Source organism: Streptomyces shaanxiensis (genome assembly GCF_039537145.1).
GTDB lineage: Bacteria > Actinomycetota > Actinomycetes > Streptomycetales > Streptomycetaceae > Streptomyces > Streptomyces shaanxiensis.
Window position 1 is genome coordinate 160,420 of record NZ_BAAAZY010000003.1, and the last position, 19,930, is coordinate 180,349.

A 19,930-nucleotide genomic window follows, 5' to 3' on the forward strand; every position below is an offset into this window, starting at 1 on the left:
CGCCCTCCGTCGTCGTAGGCCTCGAAGGGCTCAGCTGTCCTCGCGTCGCACCGACAGCAGGTCCTCCAGCTGCTCCTCGCGGGCCTGGGCGGCGACGAAGAGGAGTTCGTCGCCCGCTTCCAGGGAGTCCTCGCGGGACGGGGTGAGGACGCGGGTGCCGCGGATGATCGTCACCAGGGACGTGTCCTCCGGCCACTCCACGTCGCCGACCTGGGTGCCGGCCAGGGCCGACTCCTCCGGCAGGGTCAGCTCGACGAGGTTGGCGTCGCCGTGGCTGAAGCGCAGCAGGCGGACCAGGTCGCCGACGCTCACCGCCTCCTCGACCAGGGCCGACATCAGGCGCGGGGTGGAGACCGCCACGTCCACGCCCCAGGACTCGTTGAACAGCCACTCGTTCTTGGGGTTGTTCACGCGGGCCACGACGCGCGGGACGCCGTACTCCGTCTTCGCCAGCAGCGAGACGACCAGGTTGACCTTGTCGTCGCCCGTCGCGGCGATCACCACGTTGCAGCGCTGCAGGGCCGCCTCGTCCAGCGACGTGATCTCGCAGGCGTCGGCCAGCAGCCACTCCGCCTGCGGGACGCGTTCGACCGAGATGGCGGTCGGCGCCTTGTCGACGAGCAGGACCTCGTGGCCGTTCTCCAGCAGTTCGCCCGCGATGGAGCGACCCACCGCGCCGGCACCGGCAATGGCGACCCTCATCAGTGACCGCCCTCCTCTTCGGGACCCTTGGCGAAGGACGCCTCGACCTTGTCGACCTCGTCGGTGCGCATCATCACGTGCACCAGGTCGCCCTCCTGCAGCACCGTCTGCGACGTGGGCAGGATCGCCTCGCCGAGCCGGGTGAGGAACGCGACGCGCACGCCCGTCTCCTCCTGCAGCTTGCTGATCTTGTGGCCCACCCACTCCGTGGACGCGTGCACCTCGGCGAGCTGGACGCCGCCGGTGGGATCCCGCCACAGCGGCTCGGCGCCCGAGGGCAGCAGACGGCGCAGCATCTGGTCGGCCGTCCAGCGGACCGTGGCCACGGTGGGGATGCCCAGGCGCTGGTAGACCTCGGCGCGGCGGGGGTCGTAGATACGGGCCGCGACGTTCTCGACGCCGAACATCTCGCGGGCCACGCGCGCGGAGATGATGTTCGAGTTGTCACCGCTGGAGACCGCGGCGAAGGCACCGGCCTCCTCGATGCCCGCCTCGCGCAGGGTGTCCTGGTCGAAGCCGACGCCGGTGACCCGGCGGCCTCCGAACCCGGGGCCCAGACGGCGGAAGGCGGTGGGGTCCTGGTCGATCACGGCGACCGTGTGCCCTTGTTGCTCCAGGGTCTGCGCCAGAGCGGAGCCCACCCTTCCGCAACCCATGATGACGATGTGCACGGCGTTTACCCCGCACTCCTCGTGAGGCGTCTGACTTGCGTGAACGTGGTGCTCATATCCTTCTCTCGGTTCGCCGGGCAACAGGCGCGGGCCGGTCGCGGACCGCTGGGCAACATCATGCCGGGGAATGCCGTGGATGATCCCTCGCGGTTCGGATCGTGGGCTCGCCTGTGCCTCAGTCCACCGTAACGTTCGGCTCGCCGCGTCCCGTACGAGCCCTCAACGGCGGTTGAAGCTGCGCAGGCTGGCCAGCACCAGGGCGCCGAGTCCGGCGAGCGAGACGAGGGCTCCGACGAGCTGAGCGGTCGTCTGCGACATGAGGTCTCCCGGATGTGATGAGCGTATCGACGCAGGTCATGGAGGCACGCGCGGGCCGCCCGGACCGGCGCCCGGCGCGTGCGCGGCACGGAATTCACCCCCACGCCGCGCGCGATTTCACCCGGATGTGCTCCGACCCAGGCTGGGGGCCTACGATTCTCTGTTGTGTCCAAACTGACCGACGTGCCCAAACGGATTCTGATCGGGCGCGCGCTGCGCAGTGACCGGCTCGCGGAAACGCTCCTGCCGAAGCGCATCGCCCTGCCCGTTTTCGCCTCCGACCCGCTGTCCTCCGTGGCATACGCGCCCGGAGAAGTACTGCTGGTCCTCTCCATCGCGGGCGTGTCGGCTTACCACTTCAGCCCCTGGATCGCGGTCGCGGTCGTCGTGCTGATGTTCACGGTGGTCGCCTCCTACCGGCAGAACGTGCACGCCTACCCCAGCGGGGGCGGCGACTACGAGGTGGCCACCACCAACCTCGGCCCCAAGGCGGGCCTGACGGTCGCGAGCGCCCTGCTCGTCGACTACGTCCTGACCGTCGCCGTCTCCATCTCCTCCGGCATCGAGAACCTCGGCTCGGCGGTCCCGTTCGTCGTCGAGCACAAGGTCGAGTGCGCGGTCGGCGTGATCGTGCTGCTGACCCTGATGAACCTGCGCGGCGTCAAGGAGTCCGGCAGCCTCTTCGCGATCCCGACGTACGTGTTCGTCGCGGGCGTCTTCATCATGATCGCGTGGGGCGCGTTCCGCGGCCTGGTCCTGGACGACACCATGCGGGCGCCCACGGCGTCGTACGAGATAAAGCCGGAGCACGAGGGCCTCGCGGGCTTCGCGCTCGTCTTCCTCCTCCTGCGCGCCTTCTCCTCCGGCTGTGCCGCGCTCACCGGTGTCGAGGCGATCTCCAACGGCGTCCCGGCCTTCCGCAAGCCCAAGTCGAAGAACGCCGCGACCACGCTCGCGATGATGGGCCTGCTGGCCGTCACCATGTTCTGCGGCATCATCGGGCTCGCCATGGTGACCAAGGTCCGCATGGCCGAGAACCCGGCCGTCGACCTGCTGAAGGACGGTGTCGCGGTCGGCGCCGACTACGTCCAGAACCCGGTGATCACCCAGGTCGCCGAGGCCGTCTTCGGCAAGGGCAGCTTCTTCTTCATCGTGCTCGCGGCGGCCACCGCGTTGGTGCTGTTCCTGGCGGCCAACACCGCCTACAACGGCTTCCCGGTGCTCGGCTCGATCCTCGCCCAGGACCGCTACCTGCCGCGCCAGCTGCACACCCGCGGTGACCGGCTCGCCTTCTCCAACGGCATCGTGCTCCTGGCGGGCGCGGCCATCCTGCTGGTGTGGATCTACGGCGCCGACTCCACCCGGCTGATCCAGCTGTACATCGTCGGTGTGTTCGTGTCCTTCACGCTCAGCCAGATCGGCATGGTCCGCCACTGGAACCGCCTCCTGGCGACGGAGACGGACCAGGCCAAGCGCCGCCACATGATCCGCTCCCGCGCGATCAACACCTTCGGCGCCTTCTTCACCGGACTCGTCCTGGTCGTCGTCCTCGTCACCAAGTTCACGCACGGCGCCTGGGTCGCCCTGCTCGGCATGGTGATCTTCTACGTGACGATGACGGCCATCCGCCGCCACTACGACCACGTCTCCGACGAACTCGCCGCCCCCGAGGGCCCGAGCGACGACAGCGTACGGCCGTCCCGCGTGCACTCGGTCGTCCTGGTCTCCAAGATCCACCGCCCCGCGCTGCGCGCCCTGGCCTACGCCAAGCTGCTGCGCTCGGACACCCTGGAGGCGCTCAGCGTCAACGTCGACCCGGCGGAGACCAAGGCGCTGCGCGAGGAGTGGGAGCGGCGCGGGATCGACGTACCGCTGAAGGTCCTCGACTCGCCCTACCGGGAGATCACGCGGCCGATCATCGAGTACGTGAAGGGGCTGCGCAAGGAGTCACCGCGCGACGCCGTGTCGGTGATCATCCCCGAGTACGTGGTCGGCCACTGGTACGAGCACCTGCTGCACAACCAGAGCGCCCTGCGCCTGAAGGGCCGGCTCCTCTTCACGCCGGGCATCATGGTGACCTCGGTGCCGTACCAGCTCCAGTCCTCGGAGGTGGCGAAGGCCCGGGCCGGCAAGCGGCAGGAGTGGAACGCGCCGGGTTCGGTGCGGCGCGGGCCGGCCCAGGAGAGGGCGAAGGAGCCGGACGGCCGGCGCTGACGGCGGGGCGGGGCGTCGGCGGGGAGCACGTAGACTGGTGGGCTGTTGTCAGGCCCTCCACAGCCCTTGGGGAGAGGGCCGCATCCCCTCTCGATCTGGAGTCACCCCGCCATGCAGGCAGAACCGAAGAAATCGCAGGCGGGGTCCCTGGTGGGGGAGGAGTACGAGGTCGAGATCGGCCCCGTCGCCCACGGCGGGCACTGCATCGCCCGCACCGACGCCGGCCAGGTGCTGTTCGTCCGGCACACGCTGCCCGGCGAGCGGGTCGTGGCCCGGGTGACCGAGGGCGAGGAGGGCGACCGCTTCCTGCGCGCCGACGCGGTCGAGATCCTGTCCGCCTCCAAGGACCGCATCGAGGCGCCCTGCCCCTTCGCCGGCCCCGGCCGCTGCGGCGGCTGTGACTGGCAGCACGCCAAGCCGGGGGCGCAGCGCCGGATGAAGGGCGAGGTCATCGCCGAGCAGCTGCAGCGGCTCGCGGGGCTGACGCCGGAGGACGTCGGCTGGGACGGCACGGTGATGCCGGCCGAGGGCGACAAGTTGCCGGCCGGGCAGGTGCCGCAGTGGCGGACGCGGGTGCAGTACGCCGTCGACGCCGACGGCCACGCCGGACTGCGCCGGCACCGCTCGCACGAGGTGGAGCCGGTCGACCACTGCATGATCGCCGCGGAGGGTGTCAGCGAGCTGGGCATCGAGAAGCGGGACTGGACGGGTATGGCGTCGGTGGAGGCGATCGCGGCGACCGGTTCGCAGGATCGCCAGGTGATCCTGACGCCTCGGCCGGGCGCGCGGCTGCCGATCGTGGAGCTGGACCGCCCGGTGTCGGTGATGAGGGTCGGCGAGAAGGACGGCGGGACACATCGGGTGCACGGCCGCCCGTTCGTCCGCGAGCGCGCGGACGGCCGCACGTACCGCGTCGGCAGCGGCGGCTTCTGGCAGGTCCACCCGAAGGCCGCGGACACCCTGGTGACGGCGGTCATGCAGGGCCTGCTGCCCCGCAAGGGCGAGATGGCCCTCGACCTCTACTGCGGCGTGGGCCTCTTCGCGGGCGCCCTGGCCGACCGCCTCGGCGACAAGGGCGCGGTCCTCGGCATCGAGTCCGGCAAGCGTGCCGTGGAGGACGCCCGGCACAACCTCGCCGACTTCGACCGGGTGCGGATCGAGCAGGGCAAGGTGGACGCCGTACTGCCGCGCACCGGGATCACCGAGGTGGATCTGATCGTGCTGGATCCGCCGCGGGCGGGGGCGGGACGGGGGACGGTGGCGCATCTGGCGTCGCTCGGGGCGCGGCGGATCGCGTATGTCGCCTGCGATCCGGCGGCGTTGGCGCGGGATTTGGGGTACTTCCGGGAGGGGGGGTATCGGGTGCGGATGCTTCGGGCGTTCGATCTGTTTCCGATGACGCACCATGTTGAGTGCGTGGCGATCCTTGAGCCTGCCGGAAAGGGCGCCTGACCTGCAGGTTCGGGCGGTGTGCGTTATGTGCGCCGTGGGCGTTGCGGGCGATGTCTTGACGCATGTTTGACGCACGCGGCGCATGTTTGACGCACGTTCTGACGTGCCGTCAGGCGCCTTGGGCCGCAGGGCGTCAGGGCGGGGTTCTGGGACGGCGGGTAGCTGGGGAGTCCTGTTCAGAGGGTTCAGGCGCTTGAGATGTGCGTCGGCGAACTCGAGCCATGCCTCGGCTCTGGTCTTCTCCTGTCCGGTCGGCAGGGCTTCTAGCTGGGCTCGGGCGGCGGCGACGTATTCGCTCAGTCTGGTCGCGTGGCGCCATGCTTCCGCCTGGGCTTCGAGGTGCTTCACGTGGTATGCCTCGGTGTAGTCGATGCGGGCCTGCTGCATCGCGGGCTTCCCAGCGCAGTCTCCGCTGTCTGGCCGCTTCCACGTCTGCCAGTCGCTTGCGTTCGGCGGCTTCTCCGCGGAGGGCCACTTCCTGTGCGATCTCTGCACGACGGCGGCGTCAGTCTGCACCCTGGCCTGCCATGAGTGCTCCTGACGCGCCTGGGGCGCCCCATGGTCTCGGGGTGCCCCAGACGCGTTGGTGCCGGTCCGGCTGATGGTCAGTGGTAGGCGTGGACGACCGCGTGTCCCTTGCCACGGCCGATCATCCACTTGTTGACCGGGGTGGTGATCAGGAAGGCGACCCCGAAGCCGCCGAGCAGGGCGTACCAGAACAGCCCGTCGGAAAGGTGGGCGTCCATCGCACCGGGGGTGAGGGCGATGATCGCGTTGTCCACCAGCTCCATCACGGCGATGGAGACGGTGTCGGCGGCTAGCGCGACCTTGACGGCGGTCTTGAGGTTCAGGCCGGCCCGGATCACCGCGAACAGTGTGAAGGAGTAGCCGAAGAGGAAGGCGAGCGTGATCGCCAGGACCATGGTGGGCACGTTGCCCCAGAGCAGGGCGGTGCCGATGACCATGCCGAGGATCTCGCCGATGGCGCAGCCGGTCAGGCAGTGCAGCGTCGCCTTCGCGGCCGTTCCCCAGGACGCCCCCGTTTGTCCGCCGTGCTGGGCGTGACCGTGGTGGCCCTCGTGGGTGGCATGGTCGTGCGCGGTGCCGGTGTGGTGAGCGGTGTGGTCCATGACCTCTTCCCTCAATTTCATCCGGAGCAGCCCGGGTTCCCGAGCCCCACTGCTGTGAATCCTATACCCCTAGGGGGTATATAGGTAGGTGGGGGAAGCGGGAGTCCGTTCGTCGAGCTTCGGCTGCTCCCTTGGCCGGCGAGCATCAGTGCACGTGCGGGCCACCGGTCATCTGCGGCTTGCCGCGAGGTACGAGGCCCAAGGCCACCGCGGCACTCGCGGCGGCCGCGACGGCGCAGACGGTGAAGGCGTCGGTGAAGCCGCCGACGGAGCCGTACTCGATGCCCGAGGCTGCGACCGTGGAGACGACTGCCACGCCGATCGAGCCGCCCACCTCGTGGAAGGTGTTGACGACTCCGGAGGCGAGGCCGGCCTCGTGGTGGTCGATCATGCCGAGCGCGGTGGTGGTGGCGGTGACGAAGACCGTGCCGAGGCCGAGGGAGGCCATGATGAAGCCGGGCAGTAGACCGGTGTACGCGCTGCTGTCGGCGGACAGTCGGGTCAGCGGTGCGGAGCCGGCGGCGGCGATCACCATCCCGGTCACGGCGACAGTGCGGCTGCCGATCCGGCCGACGAGCCGGGAGGCGAGATGTGCGCCGAGGCCCGTGGCGACGGCCATGGGAAGGAAGAGCAGGCCGGTCTTCAGCGGGCTGAAGCCCAGGACGTGCTGGAGGTAGACCGAGCCGAGGAAGAAGTACGCGATCAGCAGCGCGGTGGCGATCAGCATCAGGCACGCGCCCGCGAGGACCGGGCGCCGGGTGAACATCCGCAGGTCCATCAGCGGGGCCCGGCTGGCTCGTTCGACCGCGGCGAAGCCCGCGTACAGTGCCACCGCGGCGGCCAGCGGCAGGAGCGTGGCCGTGTCGCACCAGCCGGCGTCACCCGCCTTCACCAGGCCGTAGATGAGCGAGCCGGTGCCCCCGGTGACCAGGAGTGCGCCGGGGATGTCGAGCCTTGTCGGCTGCGGGGCGCGGGCGGGGACGAGCGTTGGCAGCGCCGCGAGAACGGCCAGGCCGATGGGTACGTTGATGTAGAAGACCCACTGCCAGCCGGGTCCGTCGGTCAGCGCCCCGCCGATCAGGACCCCTGCCGCCGCGCCTGATCCGCCGATCGCGGCCCACACGCCCAGAGCCTTGTTGCGCTCGGAACCGTGGAAAGTGGTGGTGACGATCGACAGCGCCGCGGGGGAGAGCAGGGCGGCTCCGATGCCTTGGGCGATTCGCCCGCCCAGCAGCAGCGCCGTGTCTCCGGCGAGCCCGGTGACCAGGGAGGCCGCAGTGAAGATCGCGAGCCCGGCGAGGAGCGTGCGGCGGGCGCCGAGGGCGTCGGCGAGGCGGCCGCCGAGCAGCATGAGGCCGCCGAAGCACAGGGTGTACGCGGTGACCGCCCAGGTCAGCGTCGCCCGGTTGAGGTGGAGGTCGGCGGCCATGTCGGGCAGCGCGACGTTCACCACGGTGACGTCGAGGATCAGCATGAACTGCGCGACGCAGATGACCGCCAGGGCAGCCCAGCGTCGCGGATCGGCCGGCGGGTGGTGGTGGTCCTGCGCGTGGTGGTGGTCCGGTGCGTGGTGGGTGCCGGTTGGGGGGTGAGTCATGACGTGTCCTTGTCGCGAGATGCGGAAGTGGTGCGGGAGGGGGCGAAGGCGAGCGCGATGGCGATGCCAAGCGCGGTGACGCCGACCCCGGTGGCCATCGCCGGGCAGGTGCCGGGCGGCCGCGAGCGCCGTACCGACGGACTCGTGGGCGGAGCCGAGCAGGCCGGGCGGCATGGCACCGGGTTGCGGATCCGCGGCGAGGTCGTCGCGATAGCGGTCGCAGAGCAGGCTGCCGCTGACCGCGACACCGGTGGCCGCGCCCAACTGGATCGCGGCGGTGTTGGTGGCCGAGCCGACGCCGAGCTCCGTGTCCGGCAGGGAGCCGACGATCGCGTCACTCGTGGACGGAAAGCAGGCTCATGCCGAGCACGGCCAGGTGAGCCAACGACTTCCAGTGCCCGGCGGAGCCCCGGAGTCTGGCGGTGTGGCGAGCGGTTGAGCATTCGATGACACGGGATCTCCTCCCGTCATGGAGCGGACACGGTCTGCCTCCGCCCGCAACTGAACTGTACGGCCCAGTACATGTGAACTCAACCGTTCAGTTCAGTCAATTGCTAAGATCGGCCCATGAGCGTGGAAAGCGTCAGGCAGCCCCCCAGCGGCCCGCGTGCCGAACTCAAGCGGCAGGCCATCGTCCGGGCGGCGCGCGAGCTCTTCCTGCGGGACGGCTTCGGCGTCGGTATGGACGCCATCGCCGCCGAGGCGGGCGTGTCCAAGGTGACCGTCTACAACCACTTCGGCAGCAAGGAAGCGCTGTTCAGCGCGGTCATCACCAGCGCGCTGGACGAGCCCCTCGCTCACGCCTCATCGGCCGCGCTGGAAGGGCTGGCCGAGGCCGAGGATCTCCGTACGGCCCTCATCGACGCCGCCCGCACCTGGGTGCACGCCATCAGGACAAACAAGGACGTCATCGCCCTGCGCAACCTGATCGCTGCCGAACAGCACCGCTTCCCCGAGCTCGGGCGGGGCTGGCAGGGACACGGTCCGGAGGGCCATCACCCGGCCGTCGCCGGGGCCCTGCGCACGCTCGCGGACCAGGGGCGGCTGGTCATCCCCGATCTGGAGGCCGCGATCATCCAGCTCTACGCCCTGCTGGTCTTCCCCCACATGGTCTTCAGCACCTACGGCACCCGCATCGAGGACGGCCTCACCGATCGCCTCATCGTCAGCGGGGTGGACATGTTCCTCGGGCACTACGGCCCGGTGCGGGACAGCTGAGTCCCGCACCGGGCGTGGAGATCCCTCAGGCGCTGTAGGCCACGAGCGTCATCATCCCGGCCTCGCCGTGGTAGGCGTTGTGGCAGTGGAGCATCCACTGGCCGGGGTTGTCGGCGTCGAAGAACACGGACAGCTTCTTCTTGGGCAGCACGATCGCGGTGTCCTTGCGCGGGCCGGAGCCGCCGAGCTGGTAGGTGTGGCCGTGCAGGTGCATCGGGTGCCACATGGTGGTGTCGTTGACGAAGTCCAGCCGGACCCGCTGGCCCTCCTCGATCAGGATGGGGTCGGCGTCCGGGCTGGCCATGTCGAACGGTTTGCCGTTGATGGCCCAGTCGTAGTGCGTCATGCCGCCGGTGAGCCTGACCTGGTGCGTGACGTCGGTCTTGGCGGACTTCAGCCGCACGTCGTCGGCGGCGCGGAGCCGTGAGGCGGTCATGACCGCGCCGTCGAGTTCCTTCGGCCGTGCGATGGCCGCGGGTGCGCTGCCCGAGCCGGTGCGCACGAGGGCCCGGCCGATCGCGTTCTTGCCCTCTGCGAGCGCGACCAGTGGGAAGACGCCGTCCTGGAGGGTGACCAGCACGTCGTAGCGCTCGCCCATCCCGACGAGGACTGCGTCCGTCTGCTGGTGCTGGACCGGGAAGCCGTCGGTGTGGGTGATGGTCAGCCGGTGGCCGCCGAGCGCGACGCGGTAGGCGGTGTCGCCGCCCGCGTTGATGATCCGCAGGCGCACCTTGGTGCCGGGCTTGCCTCGGTAGACGTCCGGGTCGGCGGGAACGCGTCCGTTGACCAGGTGGTACGGGTATTTCACGTCGCCGGCGTCGCCGCCGAGCAGGTCGCTGTCGGCGCCCATGAGCATGAACGTCGACGACATCCCGTCCGGCGAGCCGGAGGCGGACGGCGACGCGTCGCCGTTCATGTCTCCCATGCCGTGCATGTCGTGGCCCCCCATGCCGGAGCCGGAGTCGCCGCCCATGTCCATGCCGGCCATGCCCTGCTTGAGTTCGGCGAAGACCTCGTCGGGGGTGCCGGTGACGCCGTCGACCCAGTCATCGAGGACGATCACCCACTCGTCGTCGTAGGTGAGCGGCTCGCGCGGGTCCTCGACGATCAGCGGGGCATACAGGCCGCGGTCGAGCTGGACCCCGACGTGGGGGTGGAAGAAGTACGTGCCGGGGGCGTCGGCGATGAACCGGTAGGTGAAGGTGCTCCCGGCGCGCACGGCGGTCTGGGTGGCCGGGGGCACGCCGTCCATGTCGTTGCGCAGGGCGATGCCATGCCAGTGGATCGATGTGGCGGTCTTGCCCGGGAGCTGGTTGGCGAGCTCGGCGGCGAGGGTGTCTCCGGCTGACAGCCGGATCTCCTTGCCGGGCGTGCGCCCGTCGAAGGCCCAGGTCTTGGCCTTGACTCCGCCGCCCAGGTCAGTGGTGGCGGGAGCCGCGGTGAGCGTGACCTTGTGCTGCCTGCCGGTGCCGGCCCGCCTCTTCTCCGCGGCGGCGACCGCGGAACTGGACGGGCCGACCAGAGCCGGCGTGGCGGTGGAGGTGGTGCAGGCGGCGAGCGCGCCCGCACCGGCGGCGCCGAGTCCGGCGAGCAGGAGGGAGCGGCGGTCGATGCTGTTCACGATGTGAGTCCTCTGGGTCGAACTGCCTGTGGGCTGCGGAGGAGACGGCACACGGGTGCCGTGGACGCGGCCTAAATGCGCAGTCGGGAGAGGACTGACAAGTCGGGTGGTGCGCGGCTGATCGTCCCGGCGGGCGACCGCCCGGGCATGGCCTGGTGCGGATCCGCTGCCGGTTCGGCATGGCCCTGTGGCGGCGGGGCGAGCTGGACCGTATCGACGCTCGCGGTGATGCAGTGCTGCATGCCGGGCTCGGCGCAGGCGCTGCTGTCGGCGCCGTGCGTGCCCGTGGGGTTGGCGGAGGAATCCTGTGGGGCGGTGGCTGACGAGGACGTCATGCCAGGCAGGGCGTGCCCGGAGTGTGTGGACTGCGCGGTGTGTCGCGCCGGGGGCGTGATCGCTGCCGTTTCGTGGTGCACCAGGACAACCAGCACTGCGAGCAGGGCGACGACGGCGCCGCGGGTCCAGCGGACGTCGCTGAGGTGAACCGTCGCCATCGTCACCGCCTCTGCCAGGACTTGTCCTCTCCGAGCCCGCGTCTCCTGAGGGCTCGCTTGGGCGCTCAATATACCCCCATGGGGTTTCTGGGGTGTCGGTCGCCAGTACAGGACACCCTGCTCGAAGTGCGGGCCGGAGCGTTGGCCGGGCCGGCATTGCCTCGTGGGGCGCCGTGGGTAGGCTGTGGCGTCCAAGGAGAACCAGCAGCGCCTGCATGGGCGTCGGGCGAGGCGGTAGGAGCGGGTCTGTGGGTAGCGGTATGAGGGCGAGCGGCGTCGCCGTGCGTCTCGTGCTGCTGACTCTGCTGCTGCTCGGCGTCGGTGTGCTGCACACCCTGAGTCACGCCGGAGCACATGGCGGTGTGTCGGCCCCCGCCGCGGTCGCGCACTCTCACGAGGCGGATGCCGTCGGTGCGGAGCAAACGGGTGCTGCGCACGCTCCCTCGGTTGCCCAGGTGAGCGTGGACGTGGAGCAGCAGGAGCTGCAGCACCGTGCGCATGCCGAGGGGACGACCGCGGCCGACTGCTTCGCGCTGATCCCTGTGGGGGCGGGGCTGGCCCCGCCGCCCTGCACGGCGGTGTCGAGCGGTGCGATGGGCCTCGGCGTGTTCACCGCCGGTGTGGTTCGGGAGCCCGGTGGTGGCCTGGAACTGGCACAGCTGTCGGTTCTGCGGATCTAGGCCGAAGGTGATCTGACGCGCTCACGCCAGCGCGTCGCGCATCGGCGGGCCGCGCCTTCTGCGCCCGGCACGCCCTTTCCCCTTCACTGTCCACGCTCCGGCGGGCCGAGCCACGCACTCGCGGGCCGGCCCGCGCTGAAAGGCGTTCTCCTTGTCCCAGCATCACCTGGCCCATCGCGCCGCCGTACCCGCGCCGAGACGGGCACCGCACGCGGATGAGCCGTACGGCGCCGCTCCTCAGCAGACCGTCCCCGCGCGGGACTCCGCCGGACCCCGAACAGAGCCGAGTCCCTCCCCTGGGGGTCGCGCGGCGCGGCGACGGGGCCGCCGCCGTGCCTCGAAGCGCACACCTCTGCTCGGCAACTACATCGGCTACGCCGCCACGTTCGTCGGCCCCGGGCTTATCAGCGGCGCCGTCGTGCATCATCCGCTGGATCCCGCCCGCTACACCCTCATCGCCGTCGCCGGTGCGGCGGTCTTCCTTTTCGCCACCGTCCTCAACGAGTTCGTCCTCACGAAGCGGCGTCCGGGGGCCACCAGGGTGCTGGGCATTGTGGCCGCGTCGCTCGCCCTGTCGTTCGGCGTCGGCATGCTCAGCGGTGGACTGCAGCACTTCGAGGACTTTCCCGAACGCGCCGCGATGCTCATTCCCTTCGGGCTGGTCCTGTCGTTCGTCGCCTACGTGCTGCGGCACGAACCCGCCCGCCGGCGCAGCATCGTCGGTCCGGTGGGGGTGCTGGTCCTGATCACCGCGGCCCTCGCCTTCGTCGGCCTGCGCGGCATCGCCGACCAGATGGCCGCCGAGTCGGGCGGTGGCGGGCACAGCCATGGCGAGGAGACCACCGAGGAGACGGAGACGCCGGACGCGGAGAATCCCGGCCACGGTCACGACACCGGCAGTGGGACATCCGTCCCCAAGGAGCCCGCAAGGACCACATCACCCGCCGAGACCGAGGAGGCTGGGCACGGCGACGACGGACACAGCCACTGACGCCCGGCCCGTGCAGGGCTCCCGGTCACGGCGTCGCCTACGAACGGTTCGGGTCCGGACCATGGGCGGAGTGGGGCCCATGGGGGTGCGCCGGATGTGCGGTGGCGTCCGTGTGTCGGGGGTCTTCCGGTGCGCCGACGGCGCTGGGTTGCAGCCCGGTGAGGGTGACGGTGACGAGCCGGTGCACGGCCGGCCCGGCGGGCAGGTCGCCGGCTGCGGTGAGGGCGTGCAGGCAGAAGCTCGCGAGTTCGCCGGGTGCGGTGTCATCGCGGACGGCGCCGGCTTGTACGGCCTCGGCGAGCAGTTCCTCGACCATGGCGTGGAGCCTTTGCTGCGCCTGGGTGACCTGGCGGTCGCGGTGCAGGAACGCCGCGAGGTCGCCGTCGTGGTGCTTTCGTGAGGCTTGCGAGATGAGGGCGAACGCCCGCAGCACCGCCTCCAGACGCTCCTTGGCGCCTTCCGTCCGGTCCCGAACCTCGGCCAGGTGGTCGAGATGGTGGCCGATCTGCCGCTCGTGCCAGGCCAGAAGGATCGAGTCGACGTCCGGGAAGTACTTGTACAGCGTCGCGCGGCCGATCCCGCAGTCCTTGGCGATCCGCGACATCGTCACCGACGTCAGCCCATATTCGGCGACCAGCGCCGCGGTGGCTTCCAGGACCGCATCCCGCACGGCGGCGCGGTGCGCGTCGATCGTCTCGTTCCAGAGCTTGGGCACGGTGCCAGCATACGATCCGGCACTGCTGTGACACTCTGGATTGACAGAGACACTGTGTCTCGATAAAGCTGGAAGTCGTCCGGGGACCCGGACGATCAGGACAGACGGGAGAGCGCGACATGGCCGGCTCGACCCTCCCTCCCCGCCACAACGCTGCCCTTCACGGGCCGCAAGACCTGTACGTCACCAGGCCGCCCTGGGACATCGACCGGCCCCAGGCGGCATGGTGTGGTCCCTGCGGCAGGATGCCCGGCGGCTCGGCGAACTGGGCGAGTCGTTCGACACGGTGCTGGACTGCGGGCTCTTCCACATCTTCGACGGCCACGACCGCGCCGCCTACGTCGATGCTCTGCGTTCCGTCGTGTCGCAGGGTGGCCGCTACTTCATGCTCGGCTTCAGTGACCGGCAGCAGGGCGAGTGGGGGCCGGTGCACAAGCTGACGCGGGCGGAGATCGAAGCCGCGTTCGCCGATGGATGGAGGTTGGACTCCATCGAGCCGTCCACGATCGAGATCACCACCGACCCGGACGGCATCCGGGCGTGGCTCGTGGCCCTCACTCGTACCTGACCACCTGCCCTGCGCGGCGGGCTCCGGTGTGCCGCCGTCCCCACGAACTGAACCCGCGCACTAAAGACGTCGGCCCGGCAGGCCGACAGAACAGGAACGCCATGCCAGCCGCCGAAGCCCGTGTCGAGACCGAACGGCCCAGCCGGTACCTCGTCCAGCTCTGCAAGCACTTCTCCAACAAGGGCCGCCACCTCGGCCAGAGACTCCATGGTCATCAAGGTGGTGATGGGCAGGCGCTCCGTGAGATGCGGGCCGTGGCCGAGCAGGCGCAGGTCGAGTGGTCCGACACCGAAGGGCAGGTCACCCTCCCCTGGGGGCAGATCATCCTGCGGGCCACGCCGGGAGTTCTGGTGCTGCGTGTCGAGGCAGCCGCAGAGGACGACCTGAGCCGACTGCAGGACCTTGTCAGCGGGCACGCAGAGAGGTTCGGCCGGCGCGACGGACTCCGGGTGAACTGGCAACCCACCAGTTCACCCGCGGGTACTGGCGAAGCCGCCGCCGGTGTGCCCCAGGTGCAGGCAGGGGGCGCGGTGCGACGCCGTGGGCACCTCAAGGTGGCGGGTCTCGTGGCCGCCGTCGTGATCGTCCTTGCTGTGCACCTGGGGCTCGGCAGTGTCCTAGTCTCCAACTGGCGGTGGACGGGGTGGGCCGCCGGCGGCCTCCTGGCGGTCGTCCTGGTGAAGGTTGCGCTGCTGGGCGGGTTCGCCCTCCGTCGAGGCCGAGCCTCGAAGGGCCGCTGACCATGCCCGATCGCCTGGGGCCCCTGGACGGGTGCCGGCTCAGTGCCCGCAGCTCGCCTCGACGTCGAGGCGCTTGGTGAAGGTTCGGCCGCCGTCCTTCGACTCGTACACGCCGTTCTGCGTTGCGGCCAGGATGCGCTTGGGGTCGACGGCGGTGAGTGCCTGGGGTTGGCCCCCCGGCACGGCGGCCAGTGCCTTCCATGTGCCTCCGCCGTCGGTGCTGAGGTGCAGTTCGCCGGTGGTGTCGATTCCGTACAAGGCATCCTTGGCCGGCCAGGAGAGGAAGGCCATCACGGGCTGCTTACCTGCGGTGAATGTCTTGCCACCATCGGTGCTACGGGCCACTCCCTCGCCCGTGGTGGCGAGGACGAGGCCGGGATCCTGGGGGCTGACCGTGATGTCGAGTGCATCGAGCGTCGCGCCGTCATGCCAGGTGCTGCCGTCCTTGCTGGTGCGCAGCAGGCCGTTGGTGGCGTCGTATCCGTAGACGGTGTCGTGCACATAGTCCAGGGCGTGGAAGTCGGATACGCCGGACAGTGCCTTCCAGTTCTTGCCGGCGTCCGTGCTCTTGATCAGCCCCTTGTTGCTGGGGCCGTTGTCCCCTGCGGCGGGGTGTCCGCTCGCGAAGAACGTCTTGGCCCCGGCCACGGTGAAGCCCATGAAGTCGTCCCTGCTGTCGCCCACCAGCGTCGGTCGGCCGTCGGCGTCGGGGGTGTAGACGCCCTCGTGCGTCGCGACGTACAGGTGTTGGTCGGACGGGTCCAGGCCGAGTCCGTGGATGTGGCTCATGGTGACGCCGGATCCGGATAGGGCCGTGTCGTCGTCGCTGCCGGAGCAGGCGGTCAGGGAAAGGGTGAGAACGGCCGCGGTGGCTGCCGCGGCGGCAAGGCGCTGGTTCATGGGTCCTCGGAGGAAGGCGTGCGGGCGCACCCGGGGGGTGCGGATGGGAGGCGGCGGTTGTCCGGCCTCCGCGGCACGGGGGCGGCGGAGCCCGGACAACTGATGTGTGACGCGGGCTGGACGTGGGCCGCGTCGATGGGGCTCAGAGCCGGTCGAGGATGCTGTTCAGCTGCTTGACCTCGGCGGACTGGCCCTCGACGATGTCGCCGGCCATCTGCACGGCGTCGGCGTTCTCGCCGTTCTTCTGCTCGTCCTTGGCCATGGCGATCGCACCGTCGTGGTGGTCGATCATCATCTCCGCGAACATCTTGTCGAACTCGGCGCCCTTCATGCCCTTGAGGTGCTCCATGTCCGCGTCCGACATCATGCCGTCGCCGCTGCCGTGGTCCATGCCGGGCATGGCCTCCACCGCGGTCGGCTTCTTCCAGGACTCCAGCCAGCCCTTCATCGTCTTGATCTCGGGGTCCTGGGCCTTCTCGATCTTCCCGGCGATGTCCTTGACCTCCGCGTCGGAGGCGCGGCCGTCGGCCAGCTGGGCCATCTCCAGGGCCTGCTCATGGTGCGGGATCATCATCTGCGCGAACGTGACGTCCGCGTCGTTGAAGCTCGTGGACCCGGCCTCGGCGGTCGCCGACGCCGAGCTATTACCGCTGCCGTGGTCCATGCCGCTCATGTCGTCGCCGTCGCCACCGCAGGCGGCGAGGAACAGAGCGCCGGCGGCGACCGCGCCCACGGCGACTACGCGGCGGGCAGGCTTACGGCGCAGGGCACGCGTGAAGGAAGTCATGGTGAATCACCTCGTGTGTCGGTTCTGGGGGCTGTTTTGGCGTACGCGAAGTCGCGGGATCGCGCGTCGTGCGCGTCCGCGAGAACGGTTCGGCCTACAGCCGCAGGACTGACAAACGGGTGAGATCGGGTCTGCGTGGCGGGGGATTGGGCCGCGCTACGGCGGCGATCTGCGAGAGAAGCTCCGCGAGCCATTCCTCGTGTCGGGCGAACGCCGAGCGGAGGAGGGCGGCGAGCAGCCACGCACCGAACAGCACCGCCAGGCACAGGGAGAACATGTCCATGGCCATGGTGGGCGCGTGGGTGGACGGATCCGCCCGATCCGTCGTGTGACTGCCCATGCCCGCTTCGGTGTCCGCGGGTGCGCTCACGGGAGTGTGGGCCGAGGCGGCCGCGTCCGTCGTCGTGGCGTGCGACGCGGTGCTCATGGCGGAGTCGTGCGCGGTGTCGGGGTGGCCCAGGGTGTGCATCGTGAAGACGCCGAGGGCGAGTACGACGACGAGCAGCAGGTGCCCGAGGGCGCCTCCTGCGCGTACGTACCGACTCGTCTTCACTCCGGTCCCGTCCCATTCGGTTGTGGTGGATCCGTTTTCCGACAGTACCCAAGGGGTGCCGTACCTGCCGCAGAGGGATACGCAGGCCGACCCGGCGTTGGTCGGATCACGGCTGCGCGTGGTGGGCCCGTGGAGCGCTCGCGCGTGCACGCGGCCCCGGCACGATGAGCCCGCGCCCCCTCTGCTGTCCGAGATGGGCGGCCAGTGCCTGGAGCAGCGCGGCGGCCGTCGTCCTCGACACCGGGTGCCCCGCTGTCCGCCGCAGAGCGCCTTTCCTGGGTGTGTTCACGGTCAGAATCCCCCTCTTATCTGCGGGAGCCTCTGATCTGTCCGCTCTGTCGGCATGTGTCGACGGCCAGCCAGAGTCTTTACGGATCTGGCGGACTGCCGGCCATGACATCGCCTTACGACAGTTCGACAGCCCATCAGTCAGACCCCGACCTGCCTGCCCCGGCCGGTGGCCCCAGTGCTTGGGGCGGGCCTGCTTGAAGGATCGAAGACGCAGGCTATTGGTGACGACGAAGACCGACGAGAAGGCCATGGCGGCACCGGCGATCATCGGGTTGAGCATGCCGGCGGCGGCGAGCGGCAGGGCTGCGATGTTGTAGCCGAAGGCCCAAAAGAGGTTGCCCTTGATGGTCGCCAGGGTCTTGCGGGAGAGGCGGATGGCGTCCGCCGCGCCTCGCAGGTCGCCGCGGACGAGGGTGAGGTCGCCCGCTTCGATCGCCGCGTCGGTGCCGGTGCCCATGGCCAGGCCCAGGTCGGCGGTGGCGAGGGCGGCCGCGTCGTTGACGCCGTCGCCGACCATGGCGACCGTACGGCCCTCGCTCTGGAGTCGCTTGACCACGTCGACCTTGTCCTGCGGCAGGACTTCGGCGATGACCTCGTCGATGCCGACGGCCTTGGCGACCGACTCGGCGACGAGCTGGTTGTCGCCGGTGAGCAGGACGGGCTTCAGGCTCAGCCGGCGCAGTTCGGCCACGGCCTCCGCGCTGGTGTCCTTGATGGCGTCGGCATCGGCGACGGTGAGGACGCCGTCTGCCTCGCCGTCCCAGGCGACGGCGATTGCTGTACGTCCCTCGGCCTTCGCGGCGGCCTTTGCCTCGGCCAGCTCGTGAGGCAGTCCGATGACCCACTCTGCGAGGAGCTTCTCGCAGCCGACGAGGACGGCGTGCCCGTCGACGACCCCCTGGACACCGAGGCCGGCGACGTTCTCTACCTGGATCAGATGTCCTCCAACTCGCAGAAGTACAGGCGTCAGTGCACTCGGCGTTCCTCCAATGGCGCGCGCCTGACCACCTCGTCACCCACCCGTGGCAGGTGCGGGGTGTGGTTGACCAGGCGGGCCGAGTTGCCGACGACGGCGATGCTGCTGGTGTTGTGGAGGAGGGCGGCCAGGACGGGGTTCATGGATCCGCCGGCGCCCGCCACCAGGCCGAGCAGGTTGACTCCGATGGCGAGGCCGTAGTTCTGGCGTACGACGCGCAGGGTGTGGCGGCTGAGTTCGACGACGGCGGCGACCTGGCGCAGGTCGTTGCCGGCCAGCGCGATGTCGGCGGTCTCCAGCGCCACGTGCGAGGAGTGTTCGCCCATGGTGATGCCGACGTCGGCCAGGGCGAGGGCGGGGGCGTCGTTGGTGCCGTCGCCGACCTTGCCCACGGTGTGGCCCTCGGCCTGCAGGTCCCGGATCAGCTGGAGTTTGGCTTCCGGCAGGGCGTGCGCGTGGACCTCGGTGATGCCGAGTGCGTCGGCGACGACCTGTGCGGTCTCGGGGGCGTCGCCGGTGAGGAGCACCAGGCGGGAGACGCCGAGGTCGCGCAGCTGCTGAATGACGGTTTCGGCTCCGGCGCGTACGGCGTCGGATACGACACGCCATCGAGATGGGCGCCGATAACCGTGACCACGCCATCAACCTCGACGCGCTGTGTAAGGCGGCGGGAGTGTCGAAGCGCTCCATGTACCAGCTGTTCGAGAGCAAAGGCGAACTGTGGGCGGTGAGCCTGGAGGAACGCGCCTCCGCCTGCGTCGCGACTCTCCTGCCTGAGGCTGACGACAACCGTTCATCCGGCGAGCGGATCATGCACGTCTTCGACCAGTTGGCGTCACAGGCGGGTGCGCCCGACTTCCAGGGGTGCCGGTACCTGGCCGTGCAGATCGAGCTCAAAGACCAGAGCCACCCTGCGAGCCGGGTGGCCCACCGGGTCAAGGAGAACTTGACGGCCTTCTTCCGCGCCGAGGCCGAACAGGGCGGGGCGAGCGGCCCGAATCTGCTGGCCCGGCAGCTGATCCTGGTCTTCGACGGCGCCAGCGCCCGTGCGGGAATCAAGGCCGACACGCCGACGGGGCTCATCGCTCCCACCGTGCAGCCGGCCCGGACGAACTCGCGGGGTGGGGCTCTGATCGCCTGGCGATCGACGCCAACATCCGCGAGGAACGTGATCGACAGGCCGAAGGGAGCCTCGCCGCTTGGGCTTGCGTCGAGAAACCGATCGGTTTACGGTGGTGAAACTGTTCGGTTTCTCGCCGTGAAGGCGAGCCTCGAGCCCGAATCCCCAGGAGTACGGATGACTGCCGCGCGC

General features: G+C 70.0%; 17 protein-coding genes and 3 pseudogenes. 8 read left to right on the top strand and 12 right to left on the bottom strand.

Annotation, left to right across the window (positions count from 1 at the left end; translation table 11 throughout):
* Positions 1–30: 30 nt before the first annotated feature.
* Both ABD932_RS02915 and ABD932_RS02920 read right to left on the bottom strand, forming a co-directional pair.
* Entirely contained in the window at positions 31–702 is a 672-nt protein-coding gene (locus ABD932_RS02915) for a potassium channel family protein (RefSeq protein ID WP_345008477.1), read from the bottom strand.
* Positions 702–1,373: a potassium channel family protein gene (locus ABD932_RS02920; protein WP_126395612.1), complete on the bottom strand. Its 672-nt coding sequence runs from the start codon at positions 1,371–1,373 to the stop codon at positions 702–704. The genes ABD932_RS02915 and ABD932_RS02920 overlap by 1 nt, the downstream gene beginning before the upstream one ends.
* Positions 1,374–1,856: 483 nt before the next feature.
* On the opposite strand from ABD932_RS02920, the gene ABD932_RS02925 reads away from it, so the two are divergent.
* Together ABD932_RS02925 and ABD932_RS02930 are read left to right on the top strand one after the other, a co-directional pair.
* Positions 1,857–3,905 (top strand): APC family permease, encoded by a 2,049-nt coding sequence (locus ABD932_RS02925; RefSeq protein ID WP_345008478.1) that lies wholly within the window; start codon positions 1,857–1,859, stop codon positions 3,903–3,905.
* 111 nt (positions 3,906–4,016) lie between these two features.
* Positions 4,017–5,357, top strand: a complete 1,341-nt coding sequence (locus tag ABD932_RS02930; RefSeq protein ID WP_345008479.1) for a class I SAM-dependent RNA methyltransferase — start codon at positions 4,017–4,019, stop codon at positions 5,355–5,357.
* Positions 5,358–5,962: 605 nt separating this feature from the next.
* On the opposite strand, the gene ABD932_RS02935 is transcribed toward ABD932_RS02930, so the two are convergent.
* Positions 5,963–6,487: a DUF4396 domain-containing protein gene (locus ABD932_RS02935; RefSeq protein WP_345008480.1), complete on the bottom strand. Its 525-nt coding sequence runs from the start codon at positions 6,485–6,487 to the stop codon at positions 5,963–5,965.
* Between the two features lie 145 nt (positions 6,488–6,632).
* A complete protein-coding gene (locus tag ABD932_RS02940) occupies positions 6,633–8,084 on the bottom strand; it encodes an MFS transporter (RefSeq protein ID WP_345008481.1) in 1,452 nt (483 codons plus the stop codon).
* Positions 8,085–8,651: 567 nt separating this feature from the next.
* On the opposite strand from ABD932_RS02940, the gene ABD932_RS02945 reads away from it, so the two are divergent.
* On the top strand, positions 8,652–9,302 hold the full coding sequence (locus ABD932_RS02945) for a TetR/AcrR family transcriptional regulator (RefSeq protein WP_345008482.1): 651 nt from the start codon (positions 8,652–8,654) through the stop codon (positions 9,300–9,302).
* Positions 9,303–9,327: 25 nt separating this feature from the next.
* On the opposite strand, the gene ABD932_RS02950 is transcribed toward ABD932_RS02945, so the two are convergent.
* Both ABD932_RS02950 and ABD932_RS02955 read right to left on the bottom strand, forming a co-directional pair.
* Positions 9,328–10,923 carry a multicopper oxidase family protein gene (locus ABD932_RS02950; protein ID WP_345008483.1) on the bottom strand — a complete coding sequence of 532 codons (1,596 nt, stop codon included), beginning with the start codon at positions 10,921–10,923 and terminating at the stop codon, positions 9,328–9,330.
* 71 nt (positions 10,924–10,994) lie between these two features.
* Entirely contained in the window at positions 10,995–11,417 is a 423-nt protein-coding gene (locus ABD932_RS02955) for a hypothetical protein (protein WP_345008484.1), read from the bottom strand.
* Between the two features lie 248 nt (positions 11,418–11,665).
* Between ABD932_RS02955 and ABD932_RS02960 the strand changes: the two genes are divergently transcribed.
* Positions 11,666–12,097, top strand: coding sequence for a hypothetical protein (locus tag ABD932_RS02960; RefSeq protein ID WP_345008485.1), 432 nt, complete (start codon positions 11,666–11,668; stop codon positions 12,095–12,097).
* 151 nt (positions 12,098–12,248) lie between these two features.
* On the top strand, positions 12,249–13,088 hold the full coding sequence (locus ABD932_RS02965; protein WP_345008486.1) for a hypothetical protein: 840 nt from the start codon (positions 12,249–12,251) through the stop codon (positions 13,086–13,088).
* A gap of 37 nt (positions 13,089–13,125) precedes the next feature.
* Here the strand turns inward: ABD932_RS02965 and ABD932_RS02970 are convergent, their stop codons facing one another.
* On the bottom strand, positions 13,126–13,803 hold the full coding sequence (locus ABD932_RS02970) for a TetR/AcrR family transcriptional regulator (RefSeq protein ID WP_345008487.1): 678 nt from the start codon (positions 13,801–13,803) through the stop codon (positions 13,126–13,128).
* A 223-nt stretch (positions 13,804–14,026) separates the two neighbouring features.
* On the opposite strand from ABD932_RS02970, the gene ABD932_RS02975 reads away from it, so the two are divergent.
* Together ABD932_RS02975 and ABD932_RS02980 are read left to right on the top strand one after the other, a co-directional pair.
* Positions 14,027–14,371, top strand: coding sequence for a class I SAM-dependent methyltransferase (locus ABD932_RS02975; protein ID WP_345008488.1), 345 nt, complete (start codon positions 14,027–14,029; stop codon positions 14,369–14,371).
* Positions 14,372–14,472: 101 nt separating this feature from the next.
* Positions 14,473–15,111: a DUF2218 domain-containing protein gene (locus tag ABD932_RS02980; RefSeq protein WP_345008489.1), complete on the top strand. Its 639-nt coding sequence runs from the start codon at positions 14,473–14,475 to the stop codon at positions 15,109–15,111.
* A 39-nt stretch (positions 15,112–15,150) separates the two neighbouring features.
* On the opposite strand, the gene ABD932_RS02985 is transcribed toward ABD932_RS02980, so the two are convergent.
* The 5 genes and pseudogenes from ABD932_RS02985 to ABD932_RS03005 form a co-directional block, all read right to left on the bottom strand.
* Positions 15,151–16,011: a F510_1955 family glycosylhydrolase gene (locus tag ABD932_RS02985; RefSeq protein WP_345008490.1), complete on the bottom strand. Its 861-nt coding sequence runs from the start codon at positions 16,009–16,011 to the stop codon at positions 15,151–15,153.
* A 142-nt stretch (positions 16,012–16,153) separates the two neighbouring features.
* Entirely contained in the window at positions 16,154–16,798 is a 645-nt protein-coding gene (locus tag ABD932_RS02990; protein ID WP_345008491.1) for a DUF305 domain-containing protein, read from the bottom strand.
* A gap of 94 nt (positions 16,799–16,892) precedes the next feature.
* Complete coding sequence (locus ABD932_RS02995) at positions 16,893–17,351, bottom strand: DUF6153 family protein (RefSeq protein WP_345008492.1); 459 nt, start codon at positions 17,349–17,351, stop codon at positions 16,893–16,895.
* A gap of 484 nt (positions 17,352–17,835) precedes the next feature.
* Positions 17,836–18,564, bottom strand: a pseudogene (locus ABD932_RS03000) (HAD-IC family P-type ATPase); the annotation flags it as partial.
* A gap of 44 nt (positions 18,565–18,608) precedes the next feature.
* Positions 18,609–19,208: pseudogene (locus tag ABD932_RS03005) on the bottom strand (HAD-IC family P-type ATPase); the annotation flags it as partial.
* A gap of 50 nt (positions 19,209–19,258) precedes the next feature.
* Between ABD932_RS03005 and ABD932_RS03010 the strand changes: the two are divergent.
* Positions 19,259–19,714 (top strand): annotated as a pseudogene (locus ABD932_RS03010) (TetR/AcrR family transcriptional regulator); the annotation flags it as partial.
* Positions 19,715–19,930: the final 216 nt, after the last annotated feature.

Coding starts and splice junctions, on each gene's coding strand:
- ABD932_RS02915 (WP_345008477.1), bottom strand. CDS start 702: ATGAGGGTCGCCATTGCCGGTGCCGGCGCGGTGGGTCGCTCCATCGCG.
- ABD932_RS02930 (WP_345008479.1), top strand. CDS start 4,017: ATGCAGGCAGAACCGAAGAAATCGCAGGCGGGGTCCCTGGTGGGGGAG.
- ABD932_RS02935 (WP_345008480.1), bottom strand. CDS start 6,487: ATGGACCACACCGCTCACCACACCGGCACCGCGCACGACCATGCCACC.
- ABD932_RS02940 (WP_345008481.1), bottom strand. CDS start 8,084: ATGACTCACCCCCCAACCGGCACCCACCACGCACCGGACCACCACCAC.
- ABD932_RS02945 (WP_345008482.1), top strand. CDS start 8,652: ATGAGCGTGGAAAGCGTCAGGCAGCCCCCCAGCGGCCCGCGTGCCGAA.
- ABD932_RS02955 (WP_345008484.1), bottom strand. CDS start 11,417: ATGGCGACGGTTCACCTCAGCGACGTCCGCTGGACCCGCGGCGCCGTC.
- ABD932_RS02975 (WP_345008488.1), top strand. CDS start 14,027: ATGGTGTGGTCCCTGCGGCAGGATGCCCGGCGGCTCGGCGAACTGGGC.
- ABD932_RS02980 (WP_345008489.1), top strand. CDS start 14,473: ATGCCAGCCGCCGAAGCCCGTGTCGAGACCGAACGGCCCAGCCGGTAC.
- ABD932_RS02985 (WP_345008490.1), bottom strand. CDS start 16,011: ATGAACCAGCGCCTTGCCGCCGCGGCAGCCACCGCGGCCGTTCTCACC.
- ABD932_RS02990 (WP_345008491.1), bottom strand. CDS start 16,798: ATGACTTCCTTCACGCGTGCCCTGCGCCGTAAGCCTGCCCGCCGCGTA.